Origin of the sequence: Undibacterium umbellatum, assembly GCF_014284125.1 — a bacterium.
In the GTDB taxonomy this organism is placed as follows: Bacteria; Pseudomonadota; Gammaproteobacteria; order Burkholderiales; family Burkholderiaceae_D; genus Undibacterium; species Undibacterium umbellatum.
This window is the reverse complement of record NZ_JACOFX010000001.1, coordinates 695,949-721,185: the sequence shown is the minus strand read 5'-3', so window position 1 is coordinate 721,185 and position 25,237 is coordinate 695,949. Positions and strand designations below refer to the sequence as shown.

General features: G+C 50.1%; 16 protein-coding genes and 3 tRNA genes. 9 read left to right on the top strand and 10 right to left on the bottom strand.

Features of this window, described 5'->3' with window-relative positions:
* Position 1 precedes the first annotated feature (1 nt).
* Complete coding sequence (locus H8L47_RS03320) at positions 2–3,154, top strand: efflux RND transporter permease subunit (RefSeq protein WP_186951794.1); 3,153 nt, start codon at positions 2–4, stop codon at positions 3,152–3,154.
* A 517-nt stretch (positions 3,155–3,671) separates the two neighbouring features.
* On the opposite strand, the gene H8L47_RS03315 is transcribed toward H8L47_RS03320, so the two are convergent.
* The 4 genes from H8L47_RS03315 to H8L47_RS03300 form a co-directional block, all read right to left on the bottom strand.
* Positions 3,672–3,747, bottom strand: a tRNA-Asn gene (locus H8L47_RS03315).
* A gap of 182 nt (positions 3,748–3,929) precedes the next feature.
* Positions 3,930–4,005: transfer RNA gene (locus tag H8L47_RS03310), tRNA-Asn, on the bottom strand.
* A gap of 100 nt (positions 4,006–4,105) precedes the next feature.
* Positions 4,106–4,181: transfer RNA gene (locus H8L47_RS03305), tRNA-Asn, on the bottom strand.
* A gap of 59 nt (positions 4,182–4,240) precedes the next feature.
* Complete coding sequence (locus H8L47_RS03300) at positions 4,241–5,455, bottom strand: amino acid aminotransferase (RefSeq protein ID WP_186951793.1); 1,215 nt, start codon at positions 5,453–5,455, stop codon at positions 4,241–4,243.
* Between the two features lie 98 nt (positions 5,456–5,553).
* Between H8L47_RS03300 and uvrB the strand changes: the two genes are divergently transcribed.
* Positions 5,554–7,644 carry an excinuclease ABC subunit UvrB gene (uvrB, locus tag H8L47_RS03295; RefSeq protein WP_186951792.1) on the top strand — a complete coding sequence of 697 codons (2,091 nt, stop codon included), beginning with the start codon at positions 5,554–5,556 and terminating at the stop codon, positions 7,642–7,644.
* 475 nt (positions 7,645–8,119) lie between these two features.
* On the opposite strand, the gene H8L47_RS03290 is transcribed toward uvrB, so the two are convergent.
* On the bottom strand, positions 8,120–9,433 hold the full coding sequence (locus H8L47_RS03290) for a GGDEF domain-containing protein (RefSeq protein ID WP_186951791.1): 1,314 nt from the start codon (positions 9,431–9,433) through the stop codon (positions 8,120–8,122).
* Positions 9,434–9,672: 239 nt separating this feature from the next.
* Here H8L47_RS03290 and H8L47_RS03285 point away from each other — a divergent pair, with 239 nt between their 5' ends.
* From H8L47_RS03285 to H8L47_RS03270, 4 genes are all read left to right on the top strand, one after another.
* A complete protein-coding gene (locus H8L47_RS03285) occupies positions 9,673–10,254 on the top strand; it encodes a DJ-1/PfpI family protein (RefSeq protein WP_186951790.1) in 582 nt (193 codons plus the stop codon).
* Positions 10,255–10,326: 72 nt separating this feature from the next.
* Positions 10,327–10,671 (top strand): ribbon-helix-helix domain-containing protein, encoded by a 345-nt coding sequence (locus tag H8L47_RS03280; protein ID WP_186951789.1) that lies wholly within the window; start codon positions 10,327–10,329, stop codon positions 10,669–10,671.
* 153 nt (positions 10,672–10,824) lie between these two features.
* Positions 10,825–11,409: a TetR/AcrR family transcriptional regulator gene (locus H8L47_RS03275; protein WP_186951788.1), complete on the top strand. Its 585-nt coding sequence runs from the start codon at positions 10,825–10,827 to the stop codon at positions 11,407–11,409.
* A gap of 63 nt (positions 11,410–11,472) precedes the next feature.
* Entirely contained in the window at positions 11,473–12,249 is a 777-nt protein-coding gene (locus tag H8L47_RS03270; protein WP_186951787.1) for an SDR family NAD(P)-dependent oxidoreductase, read from the top strand.
* A gap of 83 nt (positions 12,250–12,332) precedes the next feature.
* On the opposite strand, the gene cphA is transcribed toward H8L47_RS03270, so the two are convergent.
* Both cphA and H8L47_RS03260 read right to left on the bottom strand, forming a co-directional pair.
* The gene (gene cphA / locus H8L47_RS03265; protein WP_186951786.1) at positions 12,333–14,903 is read right to left on the bottom strand and encodes a cyanophycin synthetase; all 2,571 of its coding nucleotides are present in this window, start codon (positions 14,901–14,903) and stop codon (positions 12,333–12,335) included.
* A 179-nt stretch (positions 14,904–15,082) separates the two neighbouring features.
* Positions 15,083–17,260: a cyanophycin synthetase gene (locus H8L47_RS03260; protein ID WP_186951785.1), complete on the bottom strand. Its 2,178-nt coding sequence runs from the start codon at positions 17,258–17,260 to the stop codon at positions 15,083–15,085.
* A 395-nt stretch (positions 17,261–17,655) separates the two neighbouring features.
* Between H8L47_RS03260 and H8L47_RS03255 the strand changes: the two genes are divergently transcribed.
* Complete coding sequence (locus tag H8L47_RS03255; protein ID WP_186951784.1) at positions 17,656–19,911, top strand: cyanophycin metabolism-associated ABC transporter; 2,256 nt, start codon at positions 17,656–17,658, stop codon at positions 19,909–19,911.
* A gap of 6 nt (positions 19,912–19,917) precedes the next feature.
* The gene (locus H8L47_RS03250; protein ID WP_186951783.1) at positions 19,918–20,388 is read left to right on the top strand and encodes a cyanophycin metabolism-associated DUF1854 family protein; all 471 of its coding nucleotides are present in this window, start codon (positions 19,918–19,920) and stop codon (positions 20,386–20,388) included.
* A 30-nt stretch (positions 20,389–20,418) separates the two neighbouring features.
* On the opposite strand, the gene H8L47_RS03245 is transcribed toward H8L47_RS03250, so the two are convergent.
* Entirely contained in the window at positions 20,419–20,928 is a 510-nt protein-coding gene (locus H8L47_RS03245; RefSeq protein WP_186951782.1) for a GNAT family N-acetyltransferase, read from the bottom strand.
* Positions 20,929–21,279: 351 nt separating this feature from the next.
* On the opposite strand from H8L47_RS03245, the gene H8L47_RS30185 reads away from it, so the two are divergent.
* Complete coding sequence (locus H8L47_RS30185; RefSeq protein WP_186951781.1) at positions 21,280–23,160, top strand: methyl-accepting chemotaxis protein; 1,881 nt, start codon at positions 21,280–21,282, stop codon at positions 23,158–23,160.
* A gap of 15 nt (positions 23,161–23,175) precedes the next feature.
* On the opposite strand, the gene xth is transcribed toward H8L47_RS30185, so the two are convergent.
* Both xth and H8L47_RS03230 read right to left on the bottom strand, forming a co-directional pair.
* The gene (gene xth, locus H8L47_RS03235) at positions 23,176–23,940 is read right to left on the bottom strand and encodes an exodeoxyribonuclease III (protein WP_186951780.1); all 765 of its coding nucleotides are present in this window, start codon (positions 23,938–23,940) and stop codon (positions 23,176–23,178) included.
* Positions 23,941–24,151: 211 nt separating this feature from the next.
* Positions 24,152–25,021, bottom strand: coding sequence for an SRPBCC family protein (locus H8L47_RS03230; RefSeq protein WP_186951779.1), 870 nt, complete (start codon positions 25,019–25,021; stop codon positions 24,152–24,154).
* Between the last annotated feature and the right edge of the window lie 216 nt (positions 25,022–25,237).

Below are 25,237 nucleotides of genomic sequence, written 5' to 3'. Positions count from 1 at the left end.
TGTGAACTTTTCTTCACTCTCAATTAAAAATCCCATACCAGCGATCATGCTGTTTATCTTGCTGACGCTGGCAGGGATATTGTCGTTCCGTTCCACCATCGTGCAGGATTTTCCTGATATCGAACTGCCTATCGTCACCGTCAGCGCACCTTTGTCTGGTGCCGCACCAGCACAGCTGGAAACGGAAGTCGCCCGCAAGATAGAAGATGCAGTGGCTTCCCTGCAAGGTGTAAAAAACGTCTACACCAAAGTGCTGGATGGTAATGTTGAAGTCACTGTGGAATTCGTCCTGGAAAAAGTAATTTCAGATGCAGTCAATGAAGTGCGCGATGCCGTGGCAACCGTGCGCGCAGATCTGCCCAGCGAAATGCGGGACCCTACTGTGACCAAGGCATCCACTGCTGGTCGCGTCATCATGACGTACACAGTGGAAGCTGCAGAAGATGGCAAGGACAGTAAAGTAGTCGCTGGCGAAAGCAGCAAACCAGATGCGCAAGAGCTTAGCTGGTTTGTTGATAATACCGTAGCAAAGCGCTTGCGTGCTGTCCCTGGTGTCGGTGCAGTCAGGCGCATGGGCGGCGTCAGCCGTGAAGTGCGGGTAGAGCTTGATACCAGCAAGATGGCCGCATTGAATGTTGCTGCTGTAGATGTTTCGCGTCGTTTGAAGCTGGTGCAGCAAGAAGCGCCGGGTGGCCGTGGCGATGTCAGTGGTGCCGAGCAATCGGTACGTACCATTGCTACCGTCAAGACCGCGGCTGAACTGGCCGTGCTGGATATCCCATTGCCAGATGGGCGACATATACGCCTTGATCAGGTGGCGCGCGTGCTTGATACCGTCAGCGAGCCGCGTTCTGTCGCTACGCTGGATGGCAAGCAGGTCGTTGGCTTTGAAGTATTCCGTACCAAGGGTGCCAGTGAAGTTGATGTGGCCAAAGGTTCGCATGCAGCAGTCGATGAATTGCAGGCTGCCCATCCGAACATGAAGTTTCACCAGGCCATAGATAATGCCCAGCCAGTAGAAGAAAATTTCGATGGCTCTATGGACTTGCTGTATGAAGGTGCCTTGCTTGCCATCCTGGTGGTCTGGTGGTTCTTGCGCGACTGGCGTGCGACTTTGGTGGCGGCTGCGGCCTTGCCTTTGTCTGTGATACCTACCTTCCTCGGTCTCAAGTATTTTGGTTATACGCTGAATACTGTGACCTTGCTGTCACTTGCTTTAGTGGTAGGTGTGCTGGTCGATGATGCGATTGTGGAAATTGAAAACATCGCCCGTCATTTACACATGGGTAAAACCCCGATGCAGGCAGCCATGGAAGCGGCGGATGAAATTGGTATGGCTGTTATTGCCACCACCTTTGCCCTGGTGGCCGTGTTCTTGCCGACTGCTTTCATGGGAGGCGTGCCGGGATTGTTCTTCAAACAGTTTGGCTGGACGGCGGTGATTGCGATTCTGGCTTCGCTGGTGGTGGCGCGTTTGCTGACGCCGATGATGGCAGCTTACATCATGAAGGCACCAAAGCGCGGAAAATCAGGTGAGCTTGAAGGCGTGCATGGCCAGAAAGATGGCTGGATCATGACTCATTATATGAAAACCATGCAATGGTGTTTGCGTCATCGTCTGATCACCATGATAGCCGCAACCTTGTTTTTTGTCGGTTCGATTGCTTTAGTCGGTTTGCTGCCAACGGGTTTTGTACCTTCTGCTGACCGTGCGCAGACACAAGTCAATATAGAGCTACCACCAGGCAGTACACTGGCAGAAACCCGCAACGTTGCTGAGCAGGCCAGGGTTGCCATCATGAAGAACAAAGAGATTATCAATGTCTTCAGTTCTATCGGTGGTGGTTCCAGTGGTGATGCCTTTGCCCCTGGTGCTGCGGCAGAAGCCAGGCGTGCAGTGTTGACTGTGACAGCCGTGCACAGAAACAAACGCAAGGATTCGATTGCCGATATTGATGCCAAAATCCGTACTGAGATTGCCGATATTTCTGGTGCCAAGTTCAATGTGGGTCCACCAGATACTGGCGTCAAAATGCAACTGGTCTTGCAAAGTGAAGACCCTTTGGCCCTGGTTGAAGCAGCACAAAAAGTCGAACGTGAATTGCGGACGCTGAAAGGTGTGGGCAATGTCAGTTCCAGTGCTTCGCTGGTACGCCCTGAGATCATCGTGCGGCCAGATATGGCCAGGGCAGCGGATCTTGGAGTGACTGCGGCGGCCATAGGTGAAACAGTACGCGTGGCAACCGCTGGCGATTATGACCAGGCCTTGCCCAAGCTGAATCTGTCGCAACGCCAGGTGCCTATACGCGTTAAATTGCCAGACAGTTTCAGGGCTGATCTGGCTGAGATAGAACGCCTTACCGTGCCTGGCAAGAACGGCCCTGTCATGCTGGGTAGTGTTGCCAGCGTCACCATGGAATCCGGCCCTGCACAGATAGACAGACTCAATCGCAAGCGCAATGTGACCCTGGATGTGGAGTTGGGTAGCCGCCAACTGGGTGAAGTCAATGAAGAAGCGCGCGCCTTGCCCAGTATGAAAAACCTGCCACCGTCAGTCAGCATTGCTGAGCTTGGTGATGCGCAAGAGATGCAAGCCCTGTTCGCCAGCTTTGGTATCGCCATGCTGATCGGTGTATTGTGCATCTATGGTGTGCTGGTACTGTTGTTCAAGGACTTCTTGCAACCGGTGACTATCCTGGCGGCACTGCCTTTGAGCATTGGTGGCGCCTTCGTGGCCTTGCTGGTGACTGGTCGTGCCTTGTCGATGCCATCCATGATAGGCCTGATCATGCTGATGGGTATCGTGACCAAGAACTCCATCTTGCTGGTAGATTATGCCGTCCTGGCAAGAGAAGCAGGCATGAGTCGTTTTGATGCCCTGGTTGACGCCTGCCACAAACGCAGCCGTCCCATCATCATGACCACCATTGCCATGGGTGCAGGTATGATGCCATTGGCGCTGGGTTGGGGTGCTGACCCCAGTTTCCGTTCGCCAATGGCGATTGCGGTGATTGGCGGCTTGATTACTTCAACGCTTCTAAGCTTGCTGGTGGTGCCTGCCGTTTTCACCTACATTGATGATTTTGAGCACTTGCTGGGAAAAATCAGGGGATGGTTCAGAACTAAATCAACAGTTGCTGCACCAGCCAAATAAGCCTGATTTTTCCAAATTTAAAAAGCCAGCTACGAGAGTTTGTAGCTGGCTTTTTTGTCCATTCAGGCACTGAACTGTATATATTGATTTCGCGGGGCAATAACTTTGCCTGCCACTTTGGGTTCAGTTTTGATTCTCAACAGCGACGTGGAGATAAGCATAGCTATTGCTTCGTCAATGCGCTCTATAGTTTCCTGTATATGACACAGAATGAAATTCCGTAGCAATTCAGCAGCTTTGAGAATTGAGTTGGAGTTGAAGAAATCGAGCTGAGCTTGTTTGACGAATTGCCGGAGGGGATTTGCTGCGCAAGGAGGGGGAATACGTGTACGAATTTATTTGACCGGGATAGTACGTCAACCGGAATGTCGTCGATTGAATCTCTAGCTTGATATTTACGCCGCGTACATAAAAAGACTAGCTCCTGAAATTCTGTCTGACCTGTTTGCCGTGTCGTATAGGAGCAGGGCGGAAAAAAAAGAGTTACTGGCCTTGGCAAGTAACTCTTTTCTAAATTTGGCTCCCCGACCTGGACTCGAACCAGGGACCTGCGGATTAACAGTCCGTCGCTCTACCAACTGAGCTATCAGGGAATAGAAGATATGATGATCTTCATTAAACTTTTAAAACTATCTTTTTGGCAGTGATTTTTGTCAAGTTCACTACTCACTTCAATTCTGTACTGCAAACTACGCTATTCACGACATTGCCAATTAAATTTGGCGGAAAAAAAAGAGTTACCAGCTTTAGCAGGTAACTCTGCTCTCTCTAATTTTGGCTCCCCGACCTGGACTCGAACCAGGGACCTGCGGATTAACAGTCCGTCGCTCTACCAACTGAGCTATCAGGGAATAGAAGATATGATGATCTTCGTTAAACTTTTTTATCTACAACTTAAATACTTTGTTCGCAGTGATTTTTTGATAAGTTCACTACTTACTTCGAATTCTGTGGCTCCCCGACCTGGACTCGAACCAGGGACCTGCGGATTAACAGTCCGTCGCTCTACCAACTGAGCTATCAGGGAACAGAGACAAAAATTATATTCTCTCGACCCCTGTTTGTCAATACGCAGGCCTTATCCAATTACAAAACCTGGGTAATTGCCTCAATAACGTTGTTAATATTCTTGTTGTTGAGAGCAGCAACGCAAATCCGGCCAGTATCAACAGCGTAGATGGAATTGTTATCGCGCAGCTTACCAACTTGTTCTTTCGTCAGGCCAGAATACGAGAACATGCCGCGTTGCTGGATCACGAAATCAAAGTCATGGCCCGGGGCTTTTTCTTTGAGCATGCTGACGAAGGCCGTGCGCATTTCACGTATGCGTACGCGCATGCCTGCCAGCTCCTCTTCCCACAACTGGCGCAGTTCTGGCGTTGCCAGTACGGTTGCCACCACCTGGCCGCCATGAGTAGGTGGATTGGAGTAGTTGGTGCGGATCACGCGTTTCAGTTGCGACATGATGCGCGCTGCTTCTTCTGCGCTGGATGCGGCAATGCTCAGTGCACCGACACGTTCGCCATACAGGGAGAAGGATTTGGAGAAAGAGTTGGAGACAAACAGGGCACCGCCAGCTTCAGCAAAGCGACGTACTACTTTGCCATCTGCTTCAATACCATCGCCAAAGCCCTGATAAGCCATGTCGAGGAAAGGGATCAGGTTACGCTGAGCAACCACGGCAATCACTTCTGTCCATTGATCATCGCTCAGGTCAGCACCAGTAGGATTATGGCAGCAGGCGTGCAACAACACGATGGAGCCTTCAGGCATGGCTTTTAATGCATCCAGCATGCCAGCGAAATTGACGCCGCGTGTCGCTGCATCATAGTAAGGGTAAGAGTTGACTTTAAAACCGGCCGATTCAAACAGGGCGCGGTGGTTTTCCCAGCTTGGGTCACTGATCCAGACTTCAGAGTTTGGGGTGAAGCGCTGCAAGAAGTCTGCACCCAGTTTCAGCGCACCTGTGCCACCAATAGCTTGGGCAGTGATTGCACGCTTTTCCTTGACTACGTCACTGTCAGCACCAAATACCAGTTCTTGTACTGCTTTATCATAGGCAGCAAGGCCTTCGATGGGCAGGTAAGTACGCGGGGCAAATTTTTCCATCAAAATAGCTTCTGCTTTTTTGACGCATTCCAGCAATGGCACCTTGCCATTGTCATCATAATATACGCCTACACCCAGATTGACCTTGGCAGGATTCTGGTCAGCATTGAATGCTTCGGTGATGCCCAGGATGGGGTCGCGGGGGGCCATTTCTATGGCAGAAAACAGGGGGGAAGAAGCGTGAGCAGTCATCGTGATAATATTGAAATATTTGTCGTTGCCGACAATAAAGGTTGGAATGAGGCAGATTGCATAGTACAGCCACCTATTTTAGCAAAGGTAATCGCATCATGGCCGTAGCACCAGTTAATTCAACAGCTTTGTCAGAACAGCTGGACGAATCAAAATTTATCAGTTTCCCTGATTCACCTTATCAGTTGTATCAAATGTTCCAGCCAGCGGGTGATCAGCCAGCGGCCATTGCACAATTGGTTGAGGGTATCAGTGACGGTTTGTTTTTTCAGACACTGCTGGGAGTGACGGGGTCGGGTAAGACCTATACGATGGCAAATGTAATCGCCAGAACAGGTAGGCCAGCGATCATTTTTGCACCTAATAAAACCCTGGCAGCACAGTTGTACAGTGAGTTCAGGGAATTCTTTCCACGCAATGCGGTGGAGTATTTTGTCAGTTATTACGATTACTATCAACCAGAAGCGTATGTACCGCAGCGCGACTTGTTCATTGAGAAAGATTCTGCCATCAATGAACATATAGAACAGATGCGTTTGTCCTGTACCAAATCGCTGATGGAAAGACGTGATGTCATCATTGTGGCTACTGTGTCAGCCATCTATGGTATCGGTAACCCTAGCGAATACCACAAGATGATTTTGACCCTGCGTGCCAAGGACAAAGTCAGTCAGCGCGATGTCATCGCCCGCTTGATACAGATGCAGTACAAGCGCAATGAAGTTGATTTCGGACGTGGCACTTTCCGTGTGCGTGGCGATACTATTGATATATTTCCGGCAGAACATGCCGAGATGGCTGTGCGTGTAGAAATGTTCGATGATGAAATCGAAAACCTGCAATTGTTTGATCCCCTGACCGGGCGTATCAAACAAAAGATACCGCGCTTCACGGTTTATCCTAGCTCGCACTATGTCACGCCGCGCGAAACGGTCTTGCGTGCCATCGATACGATCAAAGAAGAATTGCGCGAGCGCCTGGATTTCTTCCGTCGTGAAAACAAACTCATTGAAGAGCAGCGCATAGAACAGCGCACCCGCTTTGATCTGGAAATGATGGCCGAGATTGGTTTCACCAAGGGCATTGAAAATTATTCGCGCCACCTGAGTGGTGCCAAGGCCGGTGAACCGCCACCGACCCTGGTCGATTACCTGCCAGCAGATGCCTTGATGTTCCTTGATGAATCCCATGTGCTGACAGGTCAGTTGAATGGCATGTATAACGGCGACAGGGCGCGCAAGACAAATCTGGTGGATTATGGCTTCCGCCTGCCATCGGCACTGGATAATCGCCCGCTGAAGTTTGCTGAATTTGAAAGCAAGTTGCGCCAGACCGTATTTGTCTCGGCCACGCCAGGTGATTACGAAGATCAGCATTCTGACCAGACTGTCGAGCAGTTGGTCAGACCTACCGGTCTGGTTGACCCGGAAATTGAAGTGCGCCCGGCCCTGACTCAGGTCGATGATCTGATGAACCAGATTATCGAGCGTGTGAAAAAACACGAGCGCGTACTGGTCACCACACTGACCAAGCGTATGTCAGAACAGTTAACAGAATTCCTCGGTGAAAATGGCATCAAGGTACGTTACCTGCATAGCGACATTGATACGGTAGAGCGGGTAGAAATTATCCGCGATCTGCGCCTCGGTACCTTTGATGTGCTGGTTGGTATCAACTTGCTGCGCGAAGGTCTGGATATCCCTGAAGTGTCACTGGTGGCGATCCTTGATGCAGACAAAGAAGGTTTCTTGCGTTCTGAGCGCAGCCTGATACAAACCATAGGCCGTGCGGCGCGTAACCTGCATGGTAAAGCGATTTTATATGCAGATAAAGTGACTGATTCCATGCGTCGCGCAATGGGTGAAACCGAGCGCCGTCGCAACAAGCAGCTAGCCTTCAATCTGGCCAATAATATTACCCCGGTAGGCATACGCAAGCAGATCAAGGACATCATCGACGGGGTCTACAATCCGCAAGAGGCAAGGGAGGAGTTGGCTGTAGCGCAAGAGCAGGCGCGCTATGAAGTCATGAGCGAGAAGCAGATCAGCCGTGAAATCAAGCGTCTGGAAAAACTCATGCTGGATCATGCGAAAAATCTGGAGTTTGAAAAAGCCGCGCAGGTCAGAGATCAGTTAGCGCATGTCAAAGAACAGTTGTTTGGAGCGGGTGGGCATGATTCTGTGCTTTGACGCTGCTTGCCTATGCTGAAGCAGCGTGAATTTCGGCCTGTAAGTCCTTGGAGAAAGCCAGTCGTGCGCATGGACAAGATTGAATTAAGGCGCCAATTGACCAGAGTGTTGATACTTGAGTACAGAAACGCAATGAAGAAACCCTTTCCCCAGTGGGGATGGGAAAAACCGGTATCAATGCATCAGTTGCGCAGGAGACGATTGCGTCTCGCTAGACAATATGTTTTGCTGTATGAACCTGTGAACGCACTTGTTTTTAAAAGAGTACTTCCACGCGGAAAGGAGTGGCCAGGGACGGGAAAATTACTCTCATTATCTGTTTTTTGTGAAAGGTGAATGCATGGGCTTTATATTGTAGGTTGGGCTATGGTTTATCAGATCAACACTCAGCGTTTAAATAAGCTATACGTTTATCGGGCCCCAGTGTTGGGCTGATACGCCGAAGCCCAGCCTACAATAAAATTATTAAACCAGATTATTTTCCACTAACACAAATCTGATTCCGCCCACTTTGCTTGGCCTGATATAACATCGCATCTGCCTGCAAGAACATGGCATTCTCGGTATTCCAGGTCGGGAAGTCGGCGACGCCGCCGCTGAAGCTGAAGTTTTTATTTTCGCCAGGTTTGACTTCAAAGACGATCTTGCCGAAGGCTTCGCGCATGGCGTCGAGTTTTTGCCTGCCTTGTTCAGGTGTGCAATCCCAGAAAACCACGACAAATTCTTCGCCGCCAAAGCGGCTCAGCAAATCCTGCTCGCCCAGTTGTGAGGACAAGACTAAAGACAAACGCTTGATGACGATGTCGCCAAAATAATGGCCCCAGGTGTCGTTGATGGTCTTGAATTTATCGATATCGATGATGCCATAGGCCAGGGATTTGTTTTCACGACTGGCGCGGCGTATCCATTCCTGGGCTTTCTTTTGTAAGCCTACTTTGTTGAGCAGGCCAGTAGCGCGGTCGCGGCTGATCAAGTCTTTACTGGTGCGGATTTTATTGATGCGGTTCAGTAATTGACGTGTCAGCACGTCGGCATCGCTGGGTGTCAGTATTTCATCAAAACCGCTATCGAGCGCACGCCTGGCCATGTTTGAGTCAGGGCGGCTTTGCAGCAAGATGATTTCGCGGCTGGGGTCAAATTCAATATTCTTTTTCAGTACACGCACGAGTGCTTCAGTCTGTAGATACTGTGCTTCATCAATGAGGACGATATCTGGCTGGGCTTCCTTGACGCGCACGTGCAAGGATCGCGCGTCTGGATTGTGCAGCAATTCAATGTGGTTTTCCGCAAGCAATGCTGTGTCCAGGGAGGAAAGTTCGCCGCAGTGAACGATAGTATTCGTTTCACCCCGTTTTTTTCGGGCGAAGATATTGAACAGTTTGTCGACCAGCACTTCGTTGGTGATGGGCTTTTCTGCATAGGCCATGCAGTTACTGTCTACCAATTTTTGCTGTAACAAAAAGCGCTCGCCCTGACGCACAGTTTGCAGATAAATATAGCTTTGATCATCTGGCAGGCGCTGCAACAAATCACTGAGGAACATGGTCTGACGGCGGGTATGTTGCATATCGTCTTGCATGTTGTACAAAACATCCAGGTCAATCACGAACAGGTCGTGCCCGTCAGAAGACTGAACTGCCTTTACAAAACCGCTCATCTGGTCAAAAAACAGGATGTCGAAGTCGTACTTATGCGCACCGATCAATAACTCTTCTTTGTTATCGATGATGAAGAAAGTCTGCGTGAGCAGCAAAACCCGATTTTTGTAAAGCGGCCCTGCTTCTGCCATGTTGTCTCCAGCCTATAAACGATTCTTACTCCGTGTTATCTGATTCCAGAGCATGGTTTGATTTTATACGAGTTCTTGTTACTGTTTGATTAATGAGGCGCAAAATATTAATAAGAATGCGCAAAATATAGTTAATTTCTGCACGGCAATTTCTGGCGAATGTAGTAACCCGTCATTACCTGCGATCATAAAATTTGTTTAACAATGGGTCTCCTTCAAACCAATATTCAGGAGACATCATGGCAGCCAAAAAAATTCTTATGCTGGTTGGTGATTTTGTAGAGGATTATGAGGCCATGGTGCCTTTCCAAAGTCTGCTGGCAGTTGGGCATGCAGTACACGCAGTGTGCCCGGACAAAAAACCTGGCGACTATGTTGCGACGGCCATCCATGACTTTGAGGGCCAGCAGACATATACAGAGAAACCAGGTCATCGCTTTGGCATCACACATGATTTTGCCAGTATCAAGGCGCAAGATTATGATGCCTTGCTGATACCTGGTGGGCGTGCGCCTGAATATTTGCGCTTGAATCCGCAAGTCATTGCTATCGTCCAGCATTTTGCGCAAGCCAATAAACCTATCGCTGCTGTATGCCATGGCGCGCAGATCTTGGCGGCCGCCAAGGTACTGGAAGGCATCAAGTGTTCAGCTTACCCGGCTTGCCAGCCAGAAGTGGAGGCAGCAGGTGGACATTATGCAAATATTGCTGTGACCGAGGCGGTGACTGACAAGAATTTTGTGACTGCACCCGCATGGCCGGCGCACCCAGCCTGGATAGGGCAGTTCTTGCAATTGTTGGGCACAGAAATAAAGTTGTAGTCAAGTTGCAGATTAGGCAAGTGTCGTATAATCGTCAGTAAATCAATTTCTTGACGATATGCGGGAGGAGTAATGTGCGAGATTTTTGTGAAAGCCGATCCGGGTTTGTATGAATCCAGATCGCGCTCACTGCGCCTGCATGGCGTGGTGACCTCCATCAGGCTGGAAAAGATATTCTGGTCGGTACTGGAAGAAATCGCTGTACGTGACGGCATGAATACCAATCAACTCATCACCAAACTCTATGATGAGTTGATTGCCTATCGTGGGCATATCGACAATTTCTCATCCTTCCTGCGGGTTTGCTGTTTGCGTTATACCTCGCTTATGCTGGATGGTGAGATCGCTACTGATAAACATTTGCCGCTTGCTGGTTTGCACAATGCCAAGACTGAGGCCAAGGGCTTTTTGATTTGATTAATAATGCTTGCCGGTTGGCGTGACAGCTATTATGCATGAACACGTCAAAAAGCTGCTTGACACAACAATTAACTGTACTTATGATGCCTACCAACTAGAAGGTAAATTAACTGAGGCTGCAATGAGCGTCTTATTCCAAGCAGGTAACACATGAAGCATTTTTTAGAAATGTCGCCAATGGCTGAGCGTATCCTTGATGCTGCCCAGGGCTTGATACAGCAGCAAGGTTACAACGGTTTTTCCTATGACGATGTGGCCAAGTTGGTCGGCATCAAAAAACCTAGTATTCATCATCATTTCCCCAAGAAAGAGGACCTTGTGGCAGTGCTGGTGCAGCGCTACACGCATAGTTTTCGCGGTGAATTGCTGAACATGGAAGGGCGGCACGCCAGTCCTATGGACAGGCTGGCTGCTTATGCGGCCGTGTTTGAGCAAACCTTTAATCGTGACCGGCGTCTTTGTGTTTGCGGCATGCTGGGGGCAGAGTCTGGCTCACTCCCTGACTCTGCTGCTGATGAAGTTGCAAGCTTCTTCAAGGTCAATCTGGACTGGCTGACCCAGATTATGGGTGACGCCCAGAATGCAGGGTTGATCAAAAAGAATTGTGACGCAGAGTCACTGGCACAAGCCTATTTGAGTGCGCTGGAGGGGGCTATGGTGTTGGGACGCGGTATGCGTACGGTGCAAGGCCCTGCAGATATCGCACGAACTTTTCTTTCCACTGTGTCAGCTTGAAGCTGGCATTTTTTTGCAAATGCAATCTACCAATTAGTAGGTAGATAAATGAAAGGGTACACAATGAGCACTAATTTTGAAGGTAAGAAACTGCTGGTAATAGGCGGCACCAGCGGCATGGGTTTGGAAACTGCACGTATGATCTTGTCCCAAGGTGGGAGAGTAGTGATAGTTGGCAATCGTAAGGACAAGGCCGAAGCGGCGCAGAAGCAATTGTCAGTGTTGGGCGAAGTAACTGTATTGACTGCGAATTTATCCAGGACAGACGAAGTGCAGCAACTTTTGAAAAAAATTGATGAAGCGCACAAGGACATCAATCTCTTGCTGAATGCGGCAGGCATATTTGTACCCAAGGCATTTCTTGAGCATAGCGAAAGTGACTACGATCAATATCAGGCTTTGAACAAGGCCTTATTCTTTATCACCCAAAAGATTGCTGCCAACATGATAGCCAACGGGCGTCCTGGGTCTATCGTCAATATTGGTTCGATGTGGGCAAAGCAGGCGATAGCGGCGACACCTTCATCTGCGTATTCGATGGCAAAAGCAGGCATGCATTCCTTGACTCAGCATCTGGCAATGGAACTTGCCGCCCATCATATTCGTGTGAATGCAGTATCGCCAGCTGTAGTGGAAACCCCGGTATATGAGAGCTTCATCCCCAAGGCGGATATCCCTGCAGCATTGCAGGGTTTTAATGGTTTCCATCCTATAGGTCGCATAGGTACGCCCCAGAATGTGGCAGAAGCGATTACCTTCCTGCTGTCAGATAAAGCTTCCTGGGTAACAGGGGCAGTCTGGGATGTGGACGGTGGTGTGATGGCGGGGCGCAATACCTGAAGAAATCAGGAATAAAAAATGCCGGGTCAGTTTTAAATGAACTGACCCGGCATTTTTTTTGTTTCTTTAGTCTTGCTGTGAGCTTAACCTGCCGCAACACGCTTGGTGATATGCTCCAGGGCTTCTTCTACCTGATCAATCAGGATCAGGCACAGGTCGCCTGCTTCCAGCCTGTCCATGGCCAGATCGATGGCAATGAATTCACCATTGATTTCATCTATGCGTTTGGTCTTACTGGCATTGCTCAAGCCTGCACGTAACAGAGCGACAACTTCGCCATCGGCACGACCACGCTGGCATTGATCCTGGTACAGCACTACGTCATCAAAGGATTCACCAAGGATTTCAGTCTGCTGGCGTATGTCCTGGTCACGTCTGTCACCGGCACCGCTGATGACAACAGAACGGCGTTTGGCTGTCATGGTTTCGACTGCGCGTACCAGTGCCAATATCGCATCCGGGTTGTGGCCGTAATCAGCAATCAGTGTCGCGCCACGGAAGTTGAAGACATTGAAGCGGCCAGGTGCATTGTCTGCTTCATTGGCAAAAGACTTCAGACCTGCGCGTATGCTGTCCCACTCAGTATTGATTGCCCAAGCCGCAGCCACGGATGCCATGACGTTCTCGACCTGGAAACCTATGCTGCCATTGCGGGTAATAGGTATATCAGCCAGTGGTACGCTGTGGCGTGTCTTGCCTTCGGCAGCGATCAAATGGCCATTTTCAACATAGACGACGCGCTTGCCCTGTGCTCTATGCGTAGCCATGACAGGATGCTGGTGATCAGCCGCGAAGAAGATGACGGCAGACGGGCAATTGCTGGCCATGGCCGCAACGATAGGGTCAGCCGCATTCAGTACGGCATAGCCGTTATCAGCAACGTTTTGTACGATGACGCGTTTCAATACGGCGAGATCTTCTACCGTGGTGATGTAATTCAAGCCAAGATGGTCACCAGAACCGATATTGGTGACGACTGCAACCTGGCAACGGTCATAGGCCAGGCCTTCACGCAAGACACCACCGCGTGCTGTTTCAAACACGGCCGCATCAACATCAGGGTGGGACAAGACATTGCGGGCACTGCGCGGGCCGCTGCAATCACCGCTATCGATCTGGCGGCCTGCAACATACACGCCATCCGTATTGGTCATGCCTGTACGCAGGCCGCTGGCTGTCAATAGATGGGCAATCAGGCGTACGGTCGTGGTTTTGCCATTCGTGCCGGTAACCGCAATGATAGGGATGCGGCCATCGTCATTGTCATCAAACATGGAGGCAATAATCGCTTCACCGACCTGGCGGCCTTTGCCGAAAGAAGGGGAGAGATGCATGCGCAAACCTGGCGCAGCATTGACTTCCACGATGCCGCCATTTTGCTGTTCTATCGGTTTCAATACGCTGTCGCAAACCAGATCGACACCGCAAATATCCAGCCCCACCATTTGTGCAGCAGCTACTGCACGGGCGGCGACTTCCGGGTGCACGTCATCTGTCACATCGGTTGCTGCGCCACCAGTAGAGAGATTGGCGTTATTGCGCAATACCACGCGCTGGCCCTTGGGAGGAATGGAGTCAGCCACAAAGCCCTGCTTGGCCAGGCTGGCAAGGGCGATATCATCAAAACGTATCTTGGTCAGAGAAGTGGAATGTCCACTGCCACGGCGCGGGTCTTTATTGACTTGTTCAACCAGTTCACGCACGCTTTGCTTGCCATCGCCAACCACTTGCGGCGGGTCGCGGCGGGCAGCGGCAACCAGTTTGTTGCCGACTACCAGCAGACGGAAATCATTGCCGGGCAAGAAGCGCTCGACCAGAATGTCATCACGGAATTCACTGGCGGCATGGAAGCCTGCATCCAGTTGCTCGCGGGTTGTGACATTGACAGTCACGCCTTTGCCTTGATTGCCATCCTTGGGTTTAACCACAACAGGCAGGCCGATTTCGAGGGCAGCTGCCCATGCATCATCAGGGTCGGATACTGAACGCCCCAATGGCACTGGCACACCAGCAGCGTGTAAAAGCTTCTTGGTCAGTTCTTTATCTTGCGCAATGGCTTCAGCAATGGCACTGGTGCCATCCATTTCTGCTGCCTGTATCTTGCGCTGACGACTACCCCAGCCAAAAGCAACCAGGCTGCCATCTGTCAGGCGACGATAGGGGATGTTGCGGGCAACGGCGGCATTTACAATTGAGCCGGTAGATGGCCCCAGGCGCACATCTTCATCCAGATCACGCAATTGCTCGAGCGCAGCAGGCAGGTCAAAGGCCTGGTCTTTCAATGCTGCATTGATGATTTGCTCAGCCAGTTCTACTGCGAGGCGGCCAACGGCTTCTTCTGAATACTCAACCACGACCTGAAAGATGCCTGCTTCAAGGGTTTGCGTGGTGCGGCTGAAGGTGACCGGGCAACCAGCTTCAGCCTGCAGGCCCAGGGTAAGTAATTCAAAAACGTGGCCCATGGAGATGGCGTCATCATGGCCGGTAGGTTGCAAAATACTGAGCTGCGGGAAAAGGGCGCGCAAACGGTCTTCAAATCCGTTCAGGCCAGCAATTGACATCTCTTCATTTGTGCAGGCAACAATCGCTTCTACGGCCGTATGGTGGCTCCAGAGATTGGGACCGCGCAGGGCACGGATGCGTGATACTTCCATAAAACTTAATCCTGTTGAAAAAGGTGTCAAACGATGGTGTGCTGATTTTACAGCCTGAGCATGCGAGCATCAGAAATCACACCATCAGACAAATAGCAAATTCTAAGAAAAATACCTAAACAATATATCTTGCAATTTTGCGGGTACCAGATCGCGTACCCGTGCAATTGTCAATACTGTCAGTAAGCTGATTTCTTGCTGGAGTCAAAAGTCCTGAGACCGGCACCGATCAATTCTGGTGTAATGTTCAGCGCCCATGCTGCGGCGACTGCTGCGAGTACACTTTCTGCCTGGGCGACCTTTGCAGGCTTCAAAGCGCTCAGGGGCAGCAGGGCAGTTTCAGTCTCACCATCTGCCAGTACGATATTGTCATCTCGCAAAAATACCACGCGTTCACCCAGTGCACGGTGATTGACTATGGCTTCCAGTGCCGGGTCTCTGGCATAAAAAATCACCTTGCCATCACAGAGTTCAGCCAGATCTGCCACGACAGGGTCAGCAGCATTCAATACCGCTACGCCGTCAGGCAAAATCACATCAACCTGGGTACGCAAGACTTTGCGCATCTGGTCTGGGTTGTCTATGTAAAAAGCGCCCAGGTCGGCATAACCATCCAGATCGGTAACAACACCCACAGCACATTTGTCATAAGCCAAACCATCACTAAGCATGGCTTTTGCATTGGTTTCAAAGACGGCTGCCTGTACCGAGCGGTTAATCAGCAGTCTTTGTCCAGCTTCCCAGTTGGCGCAATCGCCATCAGTAACCAGACGCTTGTTAAGGAACAAGCCTTGCGAGCAAGCGACACCAGTTTCCTTGCCACTGATATGGATCAGTGCCCCGATCAGACGTGCGATCAGGCTGCAACCCTTAGTGCCAGCAACGCCGACGATGCTGATGCGACCACTTTCGTCAGCTGCAAACAGATGGTTGATGATGGCTTTTCCAACCGGGCGACCTTCGCCATTGGCTGGCTTGATGTGGGCGAGCAAGCCTGGGCTGGCATTGACTTCAATAATTGCTGCAGCTTGTTCAGCCAGCGGGCGAGAAATGTCTTCTGCTACCAGGTCAACTCCAGCAATGTCCAGGCCTACGATACGTGCAGCCAGTGTCGCAGCATAGACTATATCCGGGTGAATGTTATCAGTGACGTCTAGAGCAACATTACCGTTTGGCTGTATCAAGACTTTTTGCCCTTCCAGGGGAATGGAATTAGCATCCATGCCCTGGCGCTTTAACTCCAGAATAATTTCTGCACCTTCGGCAGGGTTCAAGGAATTCAAAGGACAGTCTTCTGTTGTGCCACGGCGCGGATCAGTATTGATCTGGTCATCAACGAGTTCACTGATATTTGATTTGCCATTGCCAGTCACCCACAGCGACTCGCCTTTGCCGACCGCAACTACCTGATTGCCGACGACCAGAACGCGATGCTCATCGCCAGCGATGAAGCGCTCCACAATAACGCTCTTGCTATCGCCTTTGCGTGCAGCGAGATGGTAGGCCGCAGTGACATCTTCCTGTGTCATCAGGTTCAAGGAAACACCGCGGCCATGATTGCCATCATAAGGTTTCACAACGACAGGCAGGCCGATATCCTGCGCTTCTTCCCAGGCTTCTTCGGCGCTTCGCACCAGTGAGCCTTCAGGCACAGGTACACCGCATGATTGCAGCAATGTTTTGGTCAGGTCTTTATCGCTGGCGATGCTTTCGGCAATGGCGCTGGTTCGGTCAGTTTCCGCCGTCCAGATGCGGCGCTGGGCAGCGCCATGCCCTAATTGCACCAGATTGCCGTCAGTCAGGCGTATGGAGGGAATGCGGCGATCGGTCGCAGCGTCAACAATGCTGGCCGTGCTGGGGCCAAGGCAGCGCGCATCGACCAATTCGCGTAATTCATTCACTTTCACTCGCAGGTCAAAAGCTTGGTCTTCAATTGCCGCCATCAACAAGTCGCGGCCAATTTGCAGGGCGGCGCGTCCTACCTGTTCTTCGCGGGTGCGAAAGGCCATTTTATAAACGCCGACCACATTGGTCGAACGGGTCTGGCCAAAACCTGTGCGCATGCCCGCCAGGTTTTGCAATTCAAGTACGACATGTTCAAGGATATGACCAGACCAGGTGCCTTCACGCAGGCGCTCCAGAAATCCGCCACGTTCACCGACACCACAGCGGTGCTCTATGATGCCGGGCAACCAGGTCGTCAGGCGCTCATACAGGCCAGGGATCTTATTCGATGGAAATTCTTCCAGCTCACCGATATCCAGCACTGCTTCAATGACAGGGCGGTAAGTCCAGATATTCGGGCCACGCAAATGCGTTGCGCTGAGAATGCGGATGTCTTTCTTGTTTGTTGTCATGTATGTAAACTTTTATAAGCCGGTTTTATGCAGACCAGGTCTTGTCATTTTAGAGCGTTTCTTCGTTTTCCCTGAATGCGCAACATCTTGGGCTGGTCTTGCTATGTCAGATTTTCTGGTGCCTTGAAAACTTGCCATAACCACAATATTACTTCGCATAGCATATTGAAAGCGGCTGTGGAGAGCACGCTTGCTGATATACTTGCGCTCCAGCGCAAAAGCAGTTCATCCTCTTGATCAGAGTTATCTGATTATTTTTCTTCCGATAGAATACCGTAAATTGCTGCTTCCGTGACATGGCTTATGCTTGAAACGGAAACCAAGTGATCTCTTTTACTAAAATTTATGTCCTGATTTTGTTCGGGACCAGCTATTGAGCCGGAGTTCGTTTCACGATGACCACAACACAATTCAGTCCCGAGCAGCCAGTTGCATCAATTCCAGTAGCCTGGCAGGCTGACCTCAATAGTCAGATCGCCAAGGGCGAGAACGTTTTGACTACCCTGGAGGTTGACCTCGACAACAAACTTCGCTTCCGCAAGGGCTTGCTGGTGGTGACTGACCAGCGTTTGCTGACCAAGTCGCCCGGCGAAACTGATTGGAAAGAATGGCGTTTTAGGCAGGGTTTGCAATTAAGTCATCACGATCATGCTGGTGTCGGCCATTTGGAACTGGTGGATGAAGAGGGTTTGGAGGCCACCTGGCGCTTTACTTTGGGCCAAAATTTGCATGCCATACGCTTGCTGGACCACTTCAAGGAGCAGTTGCTAAGCCATGTGACTGGCATGCCAGTAATTCGTGCAGAACAAAATATCTGTCCTAGCTGTAAAGCCGTGCTGGAACCGGATCAGGAAGAATGCCCGGTGTGCACCAAGGTCACGTATACACCTCCGTCCACTTGGACACTGTTACGCCTGTGGCGATTTGCCCATCCTTACCGTTTGCAACTGTTCATCGGCTTCACGCTGATGCTGCTGGGTACGGCGGCCCACATGATCCCTCGTTATCTGACCAAGCCGTTGACGGATGAGGTGCTGATCCCCTATCAAAACGGTGCGCATGTTGACCCCAAGCTGGTGGTGTTTTATATCGGTGGTTTGCTTGGTTCTGCGGTAATTGCGTGGCTGCTGAGCTGGGGCAAGACTTATATCCTGGCACTGGTGTCAGAGCGGATTGGTGCAGATTTGCGTACTGCTACCTATGAACATCTGCTGAAATTGTCACTCGAATATTTTGGTGGTAAACGCACTGGCGACCTGATGTCACGCATAGGTAGCGAAAGTGACCGCATTTGTGTTTATCTGTCCCTGCATCTGCTGGACTTTGCTACCGACGTACTGATGTTCATTATGACGGCTGCTTTTCTGTTGCAGATCAATACCAAGCTGGCCTTGGTGACCTTGCTGCCGCTGCCATTTATTGCCTGGATGATCCATCTGGTGCGTGACAAATTGCGTACCGGTTTTGAAAAGATAGACAGGGTATGGGGCGAAGTGACCAATGTGTTGGCAGATACCATTCCAGGCATACGGGTGGTCAAAGCCTTTGCCCAGGAAAAGCGTGAAGCAGGGCGCTTCCGTGAAGCGAATAAGCATAATCTGGCAGTCAACGACAAGCTCAACAAGGTCTGGTCGCTGTTTTCTCCCACCGTATCATTCCTGACTGATCTCGGCATTCTGGTGGTCTGGGGCTTTGGTATCTGGCAGATATCGAAAGGTGATATTACTGTCGGTTCTCTGGTCGCTGCTGTGGCTTTTATCAGCAACTTTTATGGCCGTATTGATTCCATGAGCCGTATCGTGTCCGTGACGCAGAAATCTGCTTCGGCTGCCAAGCGCATTTTCGATATTCTTGATCATGTATCGAGCGTGCCTGATCCACAAAATCCTGTGAAGGTAAAAGAAGTCAAAGGTCAGATAGAATTGCGTGAAGTGGGTTTCCGCTATGGTAACCGTGCGGTTAACCGTGGCATTAACCTGAATATCAAGCCAGGTGAAATGATAGGGCTGGTTGGTCACAGTGGTTCAGGCAAAAGTACGCTTGTGAACCTGATTTGCCGCTTTTATGATGTCTCGGAAGGCGCGATTTTGCTCGATGGCGTTGATATACGCTCATTTGCTGTGTCTGACTACCGCCAAAATATTGGCCTGGTTTTGCAAGAGCCTTTCCTGTTCTTTGGCACCATCGCCGAGAACATCGCCTATGGCAAACCGGAAGCCACACGTGATGAAATTATTGCAGCGGCGCGCGCTGCTCACGCCCATGAATTCATTTTGCGTTTGCCGCAAGGCTATGACTCCATGGTTGGTGAACGTGGACAGGGCTTGTCTGGCGGTGAGCGTCAGCGTATCTCAATCGCGCGAGCTTTGCTCATTGATCCACGTATTTTGATCATGGATGAAGCGACTTCTTCGGTCGATTCGCAAACAGAAAAAGAAATCCAGAAAGCCCTCGATAACCTGGTGCAAGGCCGTACCACGATCGCGATTGCCCATAGACTGTCCACCCTGCACAAGGCTGACCGTCTGGTGGTGTTGGACAGAGGCCAGGTAGTCGAGGTTGGTAGCCATGACGAGTTGATGGCCAAAGAAGGTGCTTACTACAATCTGTATCAGGCGCAAGCCCGCAATGCAGAACTGGTTGAGGAGTAATAGAAGATGACAACAACAAAATTTACCCTGACCCGCAATTCTTTCGGCAAACTGATACTCAGCAATGAGGCTGGCGAAGTGTTTGAAGGTGTCAGCCCGGTGCGGGCATTCCCTATCCAGTCACCATTGGCGGGCATGTCCCTGGTCATGACAGACGGGCGCGAAGTGGCATGGATCGATCAACTCGATGACCTTGCAGTAGATGTGCGTGCACTGGTCATGGAGGAGCTGGAAGGTCGCGAATTCATGCCTGAGATCAGCAGCATCATCAGTGTCACCAGCTTTGCCTTGCCTTGCACCTGGACGGTGGCCACAGATCGTGGTGAGACTGATTTTGTCCTCAAGGGCGACGAAGACATACGTCGCATAGGAAAGACCTCTTTATTGATTACCGATAATCACGGTATACAATTCCTGATACGCGATATGTATGAAATAGACAAGCATAGTCGCAAGATATTGGATCGTTTCTTGTAAGCTTATTTGTTGAACTGCGTTGGTACCAATTTAGAATTCGTAGGCGTATAAATTGGTATCTTTACTTTCACCCGGCAGAATGACGACAGCCTCCATTTTAAACCCCAGGTCTTGCAATAATTTGTTGGAAGCGAGATTCCCCGGCGCGGTAATGGCTGCCAGTTTGGTCATGCCCAAATGTGTATTGGCATAGGCTAATGTTGCCCCGGCTGCTTCTCTGGCATATCCCTGACCTAGGAATTGCGGCAAAAATGCGTAGCCCAGGTCAATATTTTTCAAGCTTTCACGCTTGACGAGCCCGCATAAACCCATGGCTTGGCCATCTTCTTTGTGTTCTACCACATACAGGCTGAAGCCAGTTTTTTCCTGATTTGCCATAGGCCCATTGATAATGTCATTAAGTGCCTCGTCCAAGGTGCGTATGCCCTTGTCACGTATGTTTTCTATAAATGCAGGGTCATTCACAAGTGACAGGTAGAAAGCTGCATCATCCGCGGTCACCGTGCGTAGTAGCAGTCTTTCTGTCTTGATGATGTTCATTCGTGTCTCCAGAGAAATATCCAGTCTAAATTGCTCCCTTTGAAAAGGCTTTAGCTCTTTGCAGGCGAGGGGTGTACTTGGCAGCACAAAAAGATCAGTATCTCGAACTAAACTGATGTTGCCAGCCTACAGACTTGTTAACTTGTTATACAAAGTGGTGAAAAGGATAAATTTTTTTTCTCATTGCTTAGTCTGCGGCGTAATATTGACGTACAGCATGAAGCTTTTCTTGTTTTTGTACATGCCGATAGCTTTTGATATGCGACGTTCTCATTGATATCGGCATGCTCACTATGTAGGTTAGCTAAAGCAAGTACTGTCACTTATCCATGTTCGTATTCAGGGGAAGCTATGAAATCTCTCAAAGCCAGACTCATCGTTGTTATCGGATTATTGGTTGCTATTTGTACCATAGTGTTGACTGTAGGGAGTTATCTGAGGATGAAGTCCCAGATAGAAACTGACCTCAACAATGAAATTCGTGGTGTTGCAGCGGGTTATAACGCCGTTTTGAGTAACTGGATACAGACCAATCTGTCTTTGATGGACAGCCTGGCACAGGGGCTGGGTAATGGTGCAGACTTGCAGTCCAGTCTGACCATGATGCGCGCTGGCGGCAATTTCCTGAGTGTTTATCAGGGCCAGCCAGACAAACAATTTACCAATATTCCTGCTGATCCGCCTCCTGCCGGATTCGACCCTACAGTTCGCCCCTGGTATAAAGCGGCCATGGATGCCAAGAAGCCCATTGTGACTTCACCATACATGGGTGTTGCTCCTCCAGGATTGATGATTACCTTTGCCGCACCTGTCAAAGGTGGTGAGGGCGGTGTGGTTGGTGCTGATGTTTTCCTGACCAAGATAGTTGATCAAATCCTCACCATCAAACTGGCGGGTGGCGGCTATGCTTTCTTGCTGGATAAAAGTGGCCAGGTGCTGGCCCATGCAGATCAGGCTAAGGTCATGAAGATGGCCAAGGAAATTACACCTGATCTTGCACTGGATAATCTGGCTAACCTGTCTAAACAAAAAGATCCGATACTGACAGAAATTGGCGGCAAGCCGCATTTCATGCTCTTGCAGCAAATCACTGGTTCTGACATTTATCTTGCTCTCGTCATCGACAAGAAAAAAGCACTGGAAGCACTGGATCAGTTGTTGATTATTTCTGCTGTTGTCCTGCTGATCTTGCTGGGCGTGATCATGCCTTTGACGACCGTGCTGGTAGGCCGCATGCTGTCTGGTTTGCAGCGCGTGCGTGATGCCATGTCGGATATCGCCGCTGGTGGTGGTGACCTGAGTCGGAAAATTGATGTGGAAGGGGATGATGAAGTCGCGCAGACCGCCTCTGCCTTCAATCGCTTCCTTGAGCAGTTGCGCGTCATGGTCGTTGATGTGCGCAAGGCGACAGATTCCATTACTGTAGGGGCGACAGAAATTGCTACAGGCAATATGGATTTGTCTGGTCGTACCGAGCAACAAGCCTCTTCATTGGAAGAAACAGCGGCCAGCATGGAAGAATTGACCGAAGCCGTGCGCAATAATGCCGACAATGCCCGCGAAGCCAACAAGATGGCCGTCAATGCATCTGATGTCGCGACTCAGGGTGGCGAAGTGGTCGGCAAGGTGGTTACCACCATGCAGGGCATCAGCGACAGCTCACGCAAGATTGTTGACATCATCAGCGTGATTGAAGGCATCGCCTTCCAGACCAATATTCTGGCGCTGAATGCAGCGGTAGAAGCAGCCAGGGCAGGTGAGCAAGGCCGTGGCTTTGCTGTAGTTGCCAGTGAAGTGCGTACCCTGGCGCAACGCAGTGCTGCTGCGGCACAGGAGATCAAGAATCTGATTGAAGACTCGGTCAACAAGGTCAGTGAAGGGTCTGAGCTGGTAGATAAGGCGGGTGCCGCCATGACTCGCATCGTCTCGGCAGTTGATCAAGTTGCAGCGATTATTAATGAAATTACCACCGCCTCGGTAGAGCAAAGCGATGGTATTCAACAAGTCAATGTTGCCTTGGCGCATATGGATGAAGCAACACAGCAAAATGCTGCTTTGGTAGAACAAGCTGCTGCAGCCGCAGGTTCGCTGGAAGAGCAGGCCAATCTGTTGAAAACCGCGATGTCAGCCTTCCGTATGGAGGATTCAGGCTCTGGTCCGCGCATAGCGCCAGCCAAATCAAGCTGGGCTAAGAATAAGGCTTCTGCACCCAGTCTGGGATATGACGATTAAATTTTTTGACTAAACTCAAGCAAGGGTAGCAATCACCGGTGCGTGATCTGATGGTTGCTCCCACTTGCGTGGCACGCGGTCAATAACGCAAGAAGTACATTGCCTGGCCAATTCGGCTGACAGCAAGATATGGTCTATGCGTACACCTTTGTTCAGGCGGAAGCCTAGTGCACGGTAATCCCACCAGCTGAAAGATTTGTCTGCCTGTTCAAACTGACGGAAACTATCACTCAAACCCAGTGCCATCAGGTTTTTCAGTGCGGTTCTTTCTTCTGGCGACACCAGGTTCATGCCCACCCAGGCTGCCGGATCATGCACATCCCGGTCTTCCGGCGCAATGTTGTAGTCCCCCAACACGGCAAGCTTTGAATGGCGCGTCATTTCTTCCCTGACCCAGTTTTCCAACGCTGCAAACCATTTCAGCTTGTACTGGAACTTGTCTGAATCCGGTGCCTGGCCATTTGGTACATAAGCACAAATGACGCGTATGCCCTCAATGGTGGCAGCGATGATGCGTTGCTGCTCATCTTCAAACTGCGGATTATTCTTTTGAACATCCGTCATAGGATGCTTCGACAAAATCGCCACGCCGTTATAAGTTTTCTGGCCAGTAAAAGCGACGTGGTAGCCTGCGGTTTCTATCTCTGCCTGCGGAAACTTGTCGTCAGTGAGTTTGGTTTCCTGTATGCACAACACATCAACAGGATTGGTTTCCAGCCATTGCAAGACTTGCGGGAGTCTGACTTTGAGAGAGTTGACATTCCAGGTGACTAGTTTCATGTTATTTGTATTCGTTATATTGGGTGAGGGTTTCAAGGTGTATTGATGCTTGAAAATTAGAGCAAGGTACTCGCCTGGTTATTCACTTTCATTTGTTACACTTGATGGTCTTGATTTTTGATTGCTGGCATTATACGACGCTCACAAAATTCAGTAGAACAGAAAAAAAGCGGCTGAACGCCTTTCTTAGTAGTGTGGGGGGGGCTAATGCTCAGCTTTTGATTAATGCTGCAATAGCCAGGTTTTCAGCACGGTTTTTGTAAAACGCAAGTATAGTCCGTGCAGTGTCACCTACCAGGAAATTTGCCCAGCCTTCGGCATACCAGTTGAAATTGGTAGATACACGTGTTTTTACTTTGATTTGCAGGCGGGTACCACGTGCTTCTGGCGTCAAGGTGTAAGAAGTATCTTCCAGATTAAAATACTTCCCTCCTATGACGATGTGATCATCCAGCGAGCCAGAAGGAAAAGAGTCGGCATTAAACTTGTATGTCCATGCAATATGGCGATTAAGTTCCCATGCGGTAATTTCTTCTTCAAATTTTATGCCTCGTTGCCAGATGAGTTCACGTTTACCACCTATTTTTCCTTCGAGAGTCGTAGCCTGTATGGGAAAAGGCACGCCGATGCGGTAGGCAAAGCCGGACTTCAATTCTTCAGGCTGTATATTCTGCGGATGGTTGATCAATTGCCAAATTGTTTCAGGGCTGGCATTGATGAGGATGTCTTTTTGTATGAACTGTGTAGTGGCAGCCGGTGTTACTTGCTGCTCGACTGTGCCAAGCAGGAGTGGCAGTAACAAGAGTCCACTGCACCATCTGCCTGCATTGCTGTTAGTTGCAGAGAATATCAGGCCACAGATAGCCCCAAGTATCCCCAATACTACAAACAGGGGAATTGCCATGACTATGCAGATCATACCTTCGCGTAGCAGGGCACCCGCAGCAAAAACAAATAATGCGATGGATAATGCAGACAGTCCGCTTGCCGTTGCAAAACCCCCCAAGTCCTTTTTCTTTGCAATGTAACCCGTCAATATACCTATGCACAAAGGGATGCCGACCAGGAATGACGTAAGCATTAATCCGCTAGTGCCAGTTTGGGGACTGGAAAACAGGGAGGAAAAAATTTTGTATGCACTGACGCCATACAGACCTCCAATTCCCATCACCAGGATATACGCAATTAATTTGATGCACCACCTGACAAAAACAAAGTAATAGTTTTCATCTGCCGAAAATGTTGTTGCTATAGTGGAAGCTTTTTGTGGCTCCTTGGCATCATTATTTGGTGATTG